Source organism: Actinomadura sp. B10D3, from assembly GCF_039871695.1.
GTDB lineage: Bacteria > Actinomycetota > Actinomycetes > Streptosporangiales > Streptosporangiaceae > Spirillospora > Spirillospora madurae.
The window spans coordinates 149,401-158,048 of record NZ_JBDPLY010000021.1; the positions used below are offsets into that span (position 1 = coordinate 149,401).

Genomic DNA, 8,648 nt, shown 5'->3' on the forward strand with positions numbered 1-8,648 from the left:
CGGTTCGGACGTCCTCTGTACGTTCCGGGGACCGCCGCCGCTCATTGCGGCCCCGCCTCGATGGCCTTTCGCAGCGCCTCGTCGTCGAGCGGCGGGGCGCCGGCGCGCAGCCACAGGAAGTACTCCACGTTGCCGGACGGGCCGGGCAGCGGGCTCGCCGTCACCCCGAAGACGCCGAGGCCGAGCGTGGCCGCGTGCTCGGCCACGCCGCGCACGGCGCCGGCGCGCAGGTCCGGGTCGCGGACGACGCCGCCCGCGCCCACCCGGTCCTTGCCGACCTCGAACTGCGGCTTCACCATGACCGCGTAGTCGGCCTCGGGCGCCGCGCACCTCTGGAGCGGCCCGAGGACGAGCTTCAGCGAGATGAACGACAGGTCGCCGACGACCAGGTCCGGCGCGGGGCCGCCGAGCATGCCGGGCTCCAGGTCGCGGACGTTGACCCGCTCCAGGACGGTGACCCGGTCGTCGGTGCGCAGCGACCAGGCGATCTGCCCGTAGCCGACGTCGACCGCGTACACGCGCGCCGCGCCCGCGCGCAGCAGGACATCGGTGAACCCGCCGGTCGAGGCGCCCGCGTCCAGGCAGACGCGGCCCTTCACGCGCAGGTCGCCGAACGCCTCCAGCGCGCCGGCGAGCTTGTGCCCGCCGCGGGAGACGTACTCGGGGCCGCCGCCGGCCTCGTCCACGACGATCGCGGCCCCGGTCTCGACCTGCGTCGCCGCCTTCGCCGCGGTCTGCCCGCCGACGCGGACCCGGCCGTCGCCGATCAGCTGCCCGGCGTGCTCGCGCGACCGGGCGAGGCCGCGCCGCACCAGCTCCGCGTCCAGCCTGCGCCTGCTCATCGCCGGCCCTCCGCCGCCCGGCGGCCCGGGGGGCGCGCCGGGCCCCTCGCACGGCTCACGGGCGCGGGCGAAGGACGTCGGGGAACGCGGGGAGAGGCGGCCCGGACCGCTCGGCCCGGCCGGGCCCCTCGTCCTGGCCTGCGGACGCGAGGAGCTCCTGGAGCCGCTGGTGGACGTCCTCGAAGATCTCCACGTGCTCGGGGACGGGCCGCCCGCCGAGCTCGCCGAGCCGCGCCACGGCGGCGTCGACGCGGGGGTCGCCGGTGGGGTCGGGCGGCGGCACGGCCGGGAACTCCGGCTCCTCCGCGGCCTCGTCGGACATCACGTTTTACCTCCCAGTGCTTCCGGAGCGCCCGTGACGAGTCGCCTCCGGCTCACCATGAACGCTACCGTCCCTGAACGACATCGTTGCCGGACGAACGGGGAACGGCCTGACCATGGCGAACGAGGAGGACTGCCGCGCGGCGCTGGCCCGCGTCGCGGCGCGCCTGGCGGAGGTCGACGCCGACCGGCTCGCCGAGCACGTCGTCGAGCGGACGATCAGCTGCCGGGTGCCGGACCTCGGGCTGGCCTACCGCACCCGCCTGCACGCGGGCGGCCTCGACCCGTTCGAGCCCGACGGCGACCCGGGCGCCGCGCAGGTGCGGCTGACCGTGGACAGCGATGACCTCGTCGCGATGGCCCACGACGAGCTGAACCCGGCCAAGGCGTGGGCGGCCGGGCGCCTCAAGATCGAGGCGAGCATCTTCGACCTCCTCCGCCTCCGCAAGTTCCTCTGATCCGCGGGGCGCGCGGCGGCGGGCTCAGAGCGCCAGGGTCTCCAGTGCCTCGCTGAGGGCCGCGGCCGGCGGGGGCGCGGCCGTCTCCCAGGCGGCGGACGCGAGGGCGCGGAGGCCGTCATAGGGGTCGCCGGATCCGCTGACCGCGAACGCGCCGCCCTCGCGGTGGGCCGTCCAGCCGCCGCACCGGTACCCGCCGTCCTCCCGGACGGGCTCCGGGTGTGGGACGAGCAGCCCGGTCAGGTCGGCGGCCAGGTAGGTGGGCCGCTGCTCGCGCGGGGCGGTCAGGGCCTGGAGCGGGTCGGTGACCCCGGTGAAGACGAGGAGGCTGTCAGCACCTCCGTTGTGCGCGCCCTCGATGTCGGTGTCGAGGCGGTCGCCGACCACCAGCGGGCGCTCGGCGCCGGTCCGCAGGATCGACTCGTGGTGCAGGGGCCGCTCGGGCTTGCCGGTGATGATCGGCTCGACACCGGTCGCCGCGCTGATCACGCGAAGGAGCGACCCGTTGCCGGGGTGGGGCGGCCCGTCGCCGCCCGGGATGGTCAGGTCGCCGTTGGACCCGACGAACAGGGCGCCCATGCTCACCGCCTGCGCGCCCTCGGACAGGAGCCCGTAGCCGAGGTCGGGGTGGTAGCCCTGCACGACCGCCGCGGGACGGCCCGCCGCCGTCGACACCGGGCGCAGGCCCTGCTGGTACAGGGCGTGGCGCAACCCCATGCCGCCCACCACGAGCACCTCCGACCCGGCGGGCAGCCGGTCGGCGAGCAGGCGCGCGGCGGCCTGCGCGGAGGTCACCACGTCCTGCGGGTCGGCCGGGACGCCGACGTCGGTGAGCAGGGCCGCGACCGCCGACGGCGTCCGGGAGGCGTTGTTGGTCACGAACGCGAGCCGCTGCCCCGCCGCGCGTGCCTTGGCGAGCGACTCGGCCGCCGCCGGGACGGGCCTGCGGCCTATGTAGACGACCCCGTCGAGGTCGAGCAGGGCGACGTCGTACGCCTCGCTCAGGGGGCGCTCGCTGCCTTTCATGGGGCTCCTCATACCTGCGATCCTAAAAGGACGGCTACCAGGCGGTAACGGCCGGTTCAGCGCCGCGACGCGAGCGTGGCCCTGGCGTGCCGCAGCGCCTTCGCGTAGTCCTGGTTCTCCGGGCGCATGGCCGCCGCGAGCGCCAGATGCTCGACGGCGCCCTGGAAGTCGCCCAAGCGGCTGAGCGCCAGCCCGAGCCCGAACCGGGCGTAGTCCTCCGCGGGCTCCTCTTCCACGATCCCGCGGAAGCTCTCCGCCGCCGCGCCGAACTGCCGCGCGCCGAACTGCGCGCGGGCGAGCGCCTCCCGGATGCTGTGCGACCGCGGCTCGGCCTCGGCGGCCCGCGCCAGCAGCTGCAGCGCCGCCGCGGCGCTGCCCGACCTCAGCAGCTCCAGGCCTCGGGTGTACCACTCGTAGACCCCGCCCTCCGGCGAGGCCGCATGCTCGCCGGGATCGTCGCCCGGGGAATCCTCGGGCCGTCCGGTCCCTTGATCACTCACATGGACCTCCCCTCGGACACCGATCACTACGAAACTACCCGGCACACCGCGGGACGCCACGTGCCGCCTACGATGCCCTCCGTGGACGACGACCTCCCCTCCGGGCTCGGGCCGGAGGAGTTCAGCGCCAGGATCTTCGGGACGGCGGGGCCGCGGACGGGTGAGGGCCTGGAACTGGCCCCGTTCCGCGGGGTCCGCTTCGTCCCCGAGGTCGTCGGCGACCTCGGGGACGTGACCATGCCGCCCTACGACCTCATCGACGAGGCGGCGGCGATGCGGCTGCTGGCGGGCGGCGGGCACAACATCGTCCGGCTCAACCTGCCGCGCGCGGCCGGGGAGGGCTACCGGGCGGCGGGCGACCGGCTGCGCCGCTGGCTGGACGAGGGCGCGCTCACCATCGACCCCGTCCCGGCGCTGTACGTCTACGAGGCGGCCCGCGGCGGGGCTGTCCTCCAGCGCGGCCTGATCGGCGGGCTGGGCCTGCGCGCGGAGGCCGAGCGCGTCGTCCTGCCGCACGAGAACGTCTTCCCCGGCCCGATCCGCGACCGGCTCGCGCTGATGGCGGCGGCGAACGCGAACCTGGAGCCGATCTTCCTGGTCTACGAGGGCGGCGGGGACGCGGCCCGGATCGTCGACGGCGCCGCGGCCGAGCCGCCGCTGGTGGAGTTCGGCGCGGACGACGGGCTGACGCACCGGCTGTGGCGCGTCACCGACCCCGCGCTGCACGCCCGGGTGGCCGCCGACCTGCGCGGCAGGCAGGCGCTCATCGCGGACGGGCACCACCGCTACGCCACCTACCGCGCCCTCCAGGCCCGCCATCACGCCGCGGGCGACGGTCCCGGGCCCTGGGACGCGGGCCTGGCCCTGCTGGTCGACTCGACGCGGTACCCGCCGCATCTGGGCGCGATCCACCGCGTCCTGCCGGGCCTGCGTCCGGACGAGGCGCTGGACAGGGCCCGCGCGGTGTTCCGCGTGACCGGTTTCGACGACGAGGGCGCGGCGCTCGACGCGCTCGCGGCGGCGGACGGTCCCGCGTTCCTCCTCGGCGGCGGCCCGCTCCACCTGCTGACCGGCCCCGACCCGGACGCGCTGGACCGGTCGATGCCGTTCGACCACTCGCCGCGCTGGCTGCGGCTCGACACGGCCGTCCTCGACCATGTGCTCATCGGGAACCTGTGGCACGTCCCGGAGAACGAGAACGCCATCGAGGTGGTGCACGACGACCCAGCCGCGGCGATCGTCCGGGCGCGGCGCGCGGGCGGCACGGCGGTGATCCTCAACCCGCTCAAGACGGAGGACGTGCTGGCCATCGCCGGGCAGGGCGAGCGCGTGCCGCGCAAGTCCACCTCGTTCGGGCCGAAGCCCCGCACAGGCCTCGTCCTGCGCCTTCTCGACCCCGCCCTGGACGAGAGGCCATGATCGGGGGATGGACATCACGACCACGGTCACGCCGCTCGGCGGGGACGTCTACGAGATCGACACCCGGATGGCGGGCTATAGCGGCATCACCGCCGGTTACCTGATTCTGTCCGACCGGCCATGCCTGGTGGAGCCCGGCACGTCCACCTCCGCCCCGACCATGCAGTGGGCGCTCCGAGAGCTGGGCGTCGGGCCGGACGATCTCGCGAGCGTGGTCGTGACCCACATCCACCTTGACCACGCGGGCGGCGTCGGCGACATCGCCCGGCTCTACCCGCGCGCCGAGGTCGTCGTCCACGAGAAGGGCGCGCGGCACCTGGCGGACCCGTCCCGGCTCCTGCGCAGCGCCCGGATGGTGTACGGCGACGCCCTCGACACGCTGTTCGGGGAGCTGAAGCCGACGGAGGCGGCGCGGATCCGGGCCGTCGAGGACACCGGGGTGATCGACCTCGGCGGCGGGCGCCGGCTGGAGTCGCACTACTCCCCCGGGCACGCCAAGCACCACGTCGGGCTGATGGACTCGCAGACCGGCGACCTGTACGTGGGCGACGCGGCCGGCGTCTACATCCCCGAGACGGCGGACGTGAAGCCCTCGACGCCGCCGCCGGACTTCGACCTCGACACGGCGCTGAAGTCGCTCGGGATGTTCCGGTCACTGGGCCCGCAGCGGCTGCTGTTCGCCCACTACGGGCCCGTGGCGGAGGTCGACGACACGCTGGAGCGGTCCGCGGAGGAGCTCCGGATCTGGGTGGACGCCGTCCGCGACGCCAAGGACGAGGGCCTCGACCTCGACCACGCCGTCGCGATGGTCGTCGAGCGCACCAAGGACCGCTACGCCATCCTGGGCGACGACATCGACCCCGAGCTGGCCGCCAAGTACGAGGTGCTGAACAGCGCCGAGAGCAACGTGGCCGGCATCCTGCACGCCCTCAGCGGCGGAACGGGCCGGTGACCTCGAAGGTGTAGCCGTCCGTCCCGCCGATGAACCCGCTCTTGCCGCGCTGGGACGAGAAGTAGAGGCGCGATCCGTCCGGGCTGAACGCCGGCCCGGTGATCTCCGACTCGTCGTGGTCGAGGATGCGCAGGAACGGCGCCACCACCCCGCCCGTCGTGACGACGTTGATCTCCATGTTGTCGCCGTCCTCGGCGATGTAGAGGTCGCCGGACGCCGTGGCGGTCAGGTTGTCGACGCCGTGCAGCGGGGCCTCGCCGGTGGTGACGAGGTCGTCGTCGTACGCGATGTCCAGGCGCTGGGCGGTCGCGTCGTACGCCCACACGCGGTTGTCGCCCTTGGTGGTGAAGTAGCAGACGCCGTGCGTGTAGTAGCAGCCTTCGCCACCGTCGAAGTGCATGGCGCCGTCCACCTGCTCACGGGTCGGTGTGAGCCAGAACTCGGGATTGGGCACCTTCGCCCACTGGACGGGGCCCGTCCCTGAACCGACCAGCACTTCGAGCGTGCCCGACGACAGATCGCCCCACGTGTTCGGACGGAACCGGTAGAAGCAGCCGTCCGACTGGTCCTCGGTGAGGTAGATGACCTTCCGTTCGGGGTCGGACGCCGCCGCCTCATGCTTGAACCGGCCCATCGCCGGGCGGGCCATGGCCCCTTTCCGCCCGGTCGGGTCCGTCTCGTGGACGAGCCCGATGTCGTGCTCCTCGCACGACAGCCACGTGTTCCACGGCGTCGCCCCGCCGGCGCAGTTCAGCGAGGTGCCGTTCAGGATCCGGTAGGCGGACGTGACCTTCCCCGACGCGTCGAACCGCACCGCGGACACGCCACCGACGACCGGGACCTCCGAGTTGCTCACGTAGATCCAGCCGTCCCCGGCGGGGAAGCACGCGCCGCCGTCGGGCGCCGGGTGCCACGTGTGCCTCGTCCCTTCGACGCGTCGCAGGGAACGCGCCACGATCCTGCTGGTGAACCCGTCCGGCAGTTGCAGCCCGTTGCCGTCGGCGGCCCGCAGCGGACCGTACGGGCTGGGTCCGGGCTGTGCCGGGCCGGACGCGAACGCCCTCCCCCACAGGGCGCCTGAGAAGGCGGTCGTGCCTCCGGCGACGGCGGTGGCGCGCAGGAACAAGCGGCGGTTCAAGGGCATGGCACTCCTCGGGGGTCGATCACCGCCGGGCTGTTCCGGCGGCCCCCCGAATGGCGCGGTCCCGTGAATATCCGGGAAAGCTACCCGCCAGTCAAGTACCGGGCGTCACTCCGCCGGCGGAGGCTGCTCCTCATCGGCGGGCCCGGGCTCCAGGAAGACCGCCGCGGCCTCGGGTGCGTCCTCGTCCGGGGCGTCCTGCACCTCGGGTTCGGCGGGCTGGAACGCGATGTCGGTCGCCGAGACCTCGACGGCCACCGCCTCGTCGCCGCCGGGCTGCTCTTCGCCGTCTTCCTCGGTGTCGAGGATGTGGAGGCCCTCGATCTCGGCGTACCGTTCGGCGGCGTCGGTGTCGCCGTCCCGGTCGGCCGCCGCGGCCCGCGCGAACCAGTCGGCCGCCTCCCCTTCGCGCCCCGCCTCGACGAGCGCGTCGGCGTAGGCGTAGAACAGCCGCATCGACCACGGCCTCAGCCGGCGGTCGCGCAGCTCGGGGATCTGCAGCGTGACCACGGCCGCGTCGTTCTGCCCGAGGTCGCGGCGCACGCCCGACTCCACGATGCGCAGCTCGACGCGTCCCATCGCGTCGAGCTTCTCGGCCTCGGGCGACTTGACGAGGTCGAGGGCCCGCTCGGGACGGCCGAGGCCCCGCTCGCAGTCGGCCATCAGCGGCAGGTACGCCTCCTCTCCGGCGCCCAGCCGCCGCGCGGCCCGCAGCTCGGCGAGCGCCTCCGCCCACTCCCCGGCGTGGTAGGCCGCGATCCCGGCGGCCTCCCGGACGATCCCGACACGGGACGCCAGCCGCCGCGCGGCCTTGGCGTGCCGGTAGGACAGCTCCGGCTCCTCCTCGGCGAGCCGCCCGGCCATCACGAGGTGGCGGGCCACCTTGGCGGCCAGCTCCTTCGGCAGGGTGCGCAGTTCGACGCGCGCGTCGACGTCCAGCTCGTCGCCGGTGACCTCGTCCGGCAGCAACGGATCATCGTGCTTCGGCGCCGGACGCTCCTCGAACCGGGCCTTCCGGTCGCCCCGCTCGCGAGGAGGGCCGTAGGAGCGGCCGCCCGCGCCCTGGGGGCGCCCGTCCTGCCGGCGCCGGTCCTGCGGGCGCTTCGGCCCGCCACGGCCCTTGAACGGCTTCTCACGCTCGCCCGGACGGCCTTCGCGCTTGCCCTCGAACCGCCGCCCGCCGGGGCGGCCTTGCTTCCCGTCGTACGGACGCGCACCCGGACGTCTTTCGTCGCGCTCGTCACGGCGGCCCCTGGCGGGGCGGTCCTGCGGACGTCCTTCGAAGCGCCGCTCACCCTGCCCGCCGCGGGCCGGGGGACCACCGGGACGCCCGTCACGACGCGGCCCGCCGCCTTGACCGGCACGCGGACCACGCGGACCGGCCGGACGTCCTTCCCGGCGCTCGCCGCCCTGGCCACCGGGTCGCCGCTCTCCCGGCCTTCCCTGACCGGCGCGGGGACCGTCGAAACGGCGCTCGCCGCGCTGCCCGCGGTCATCACGCTGCCCGCGGTCATCGCGCTTGCCGCGTCCGCCCCACTCCTTGCCCTTGCCACCACCGGGACGACCGCGCCCGCCTTGCGGGCCACCGGCGCGAGGAGCACCGCCGCGGGGGCCACCGCCCTTGCGGGGTCCGGAGGGCGACGCTCCCTGACCGCCGCGGGGGTATCCCCCACGCCGCGCCGGCGTGTTCCGCCGCCCGTTGTCGCCCCGCCGCTCGCGGCTGTCGTCGCCGCGGCCGTCCTCTTCCGCGCTCATCACGTCCGTCACTGTTCTCGATGGAAGTTCGGTGGACTCTTCACCCTACTTTGAGAAGACCACCACATGCGTCGAGGGCCGCCCCGGAAATCGGGGCGACCCTCGACCAATATGAGTCCGGCGGTGTCCTACTCTCCCACACAGTCTCCCATGCAGTACCATCGGCGCTGAGAGGCTTAACTTCCGGGTTCGGAATGGGACCGGGTGTTTCCCCCTCGCCAAAACCACCGAACG

At 74.5% G+C, this 8,648-nt stretch carries 10 protein-coding genes and 1 rRNA gene; 4 read left to right on the forward strand and 7 right to left on the reverse strand.

What is annotated here, in order from left to right:
• Positions 1–41: 41 nt before the first annotated feature.
• Together ABGB11_RS28120 and ABGB11_RS28125 are read right to left on the reverse strand one after the other, a co-directional pair.
• A complete protein-coding gene (locus ABGB11_RS28120; protein WP_347637473.1) occupies positions 42–842 on the reverse strand; it encodes a TlyA family RNA methyltransferase in 801 nt (266 codons plus the stop codon).
• Positions 843–897: 55 nt separating this feature from the next.
• The gene (locus ABGB11_RS28125) at positions 898–1,164 is read right to left on the reverse strand and encodes a hypothetical protein (protein WP_347637475.1); all 267 of its coding nucleotides are present in this window, start codon (positions 1,162–1,164) and stop codon (positions 898–900) included.
• A gap of 115 nt (positions 1,165–1,279) precedes the next feature.
• Here ABGB11_RS28125 and ABGB11_RS28130 point away from each other — a divergent pair, with 115 nt between their 5' ends.
• Entirely contained in the window at positions 1,280–1,621 is a 342-nt protein-coding gene (locus ABGB11_RS28130; protein ID WP_347637477.1) for an SCP2 sterol-binding domain-containing protein, read from the forward strand.
• A gap of 24 nt (positions 1,622–1,645) precedes the next feature.
• On the opposite strand, the gene ABGB11_RS28135 is transcribed toward ABGB11_RS28130, so the two are convergent.
• Together ABGB11_RS28135 and ABGB11_RS28140 are read right to left on the reverse strand one after the other, a co-directional pair.
• The gene (locus tag ABGB11_RS28135; protein WP_347637479.1) at positions 1,646–2,647 is read right to left on the reverse strand and encodes an HAD-IIA family hydrolase; all 1,002 of its coding nucleotides are present in this window, start codon (positions 2,645–2,647) and stop codon (positions 1,646–1,648) included.
• 56 nt (positions 2,648–2,703) lie between these two features.
• Complete coding sequence (locus ABGB11_RS28140; RefSeq protein ID WP_347637481.1) at positions 2,704–3,147, reverse strand: tetratricopeptide repeat protein; 444 nt, start codon at positions 3,145–3,147, stop codon at positions 2,704–2,706.
• 72 nt (positions 3,148–3,219) lie between these two features.
• Here ABGB11_RS28140 and ABGB11_RS28145 point away from each other — a divergent pair, with 72 nt between their 5' ends.
• Entirely contained in the window at positions 3,220–4,566 is a 1,347-nt protein-coding gene (locus tag ABGB11_RS28145; RefSeq protein WP_347637507.1) for a DUF1015 domain-containing protein, read from the forward strand.
• 7 nt (positions 4,567–4,573) lie between these two features.
• Positions 4,574–5,518, forward strand: coding sequence for an MBL fold metallo-hydrolase (locus ABGB11_RS28150; RefSeq protein ID WP_347637483.1), 945 nt, complete (start codon positions 4,574–4,576; stop codon positions 5,516–5,518).
• Here the strand turns inward: ABGB11_RS28150 and ABGB11_RS28155 are convergent.
• Complete coding sequence (locus ABGB11_RS28155) at positions 5,496–6,662, reverse strand: alkaline phosphatase PhoX (protein ID WP_347637485.1); 1,167 nt, start codon at positions 6,660–6,662, stop codon at positions 5,496–5,498. The genes ABGB11_RS28150 and ABGB11_RS28155 overlap by 23 nt on opposite strands.
• Positions 6,663–6,767: 105 nt before the next feature.
• The gene (locus ABGB11_RS28160; protein ID WP_347637487.1) at positions 6,768–7,628 is read right to left on the reverse strand and encodes a hypothetical protein; all 861 of its coding nucleotides are present in this window, start codon (positions 7,626–7,628) and stop codon (positions 6,768–6,770) included.
• Between the two features lie 9 nt (positions 7,629–7,637).
• Between ABGB11_RS28160 and ABGB11_RS28165 the strand changes: the two genes are divergently transcribed.
• Positions 7,638–8,468, forward strand: coding sequence for a hypothetical protein (locus tag ABGB11_RS28165; RefSeq protein WP_347637489.1), 831 nt, complete (start codon positions 7,638–7,640; stop codon positions 8,466–8,468).
• 61 nt (positions 8,469–8,529) lie between these two features.
• Here ABGB11_RS28165 and rrf read toward each other — a convergent pair.
• A 5S ribosomal RNA gene (gene rrf / locus ABGB11_RS28170) occupies positions 8,530–8,646 on the reverse strand.
• Positions 8,647–8,648: the final 2 nt, after the last annotated feature.

Coding starts and splice junctions, on each gene's coding strand:
- ABGB11_RS28120 (WP_347637473.1), bottom strand. CDS start 842: ATGAGCAGGCGCAGGCTGGACGCGGAGCTGGTGCGGCGCGGCCTCGCC.
- ABGB11_RS28145 (WP_347637507.1), top strand. CDS start 3,220: ATGCCCTCCGTGGACGACGACCTCCCCTCCGGGCTCGGGCCGGAGGAG.
- ABGB11_RS28150 (WP_347637483.1), top strand. CDS start 4,574: ATGGACATCACGACCACGGTCACGCCGCTCGGCGGGGACGTCTACGAG.
- ABGB11_RS28125 (WP_347637475.1), bottom strand. CDS start 1,164: ATGTCCGACGAGGCCGCGGAGGAGCCGGAGTTCCCGGCCGTGCCGCCG.
- ABGB11_RS28155 (WP_347637485.1), bottom strand. CDS start 6,662: ATGCCCTTGAACCGCCGCTTGTTCCTGCGCGCCACCGCCGTCGCCGGA.
- ABGB11_RS28135 (WP_347637479.1), bottom strand. CDS start 2,647: ATGAAAGGCAGCGAGCGCCCCCTGAGCGAGGCGTACGACGTCGCCCTG.
- ABGB11_RS28130 (WP_347637477.1), top strand. CDS start 1,280: ATGGCGAACGAGGAGGACTGCCGCGCGGCGCTGGCCCGCGTCGCGGCG.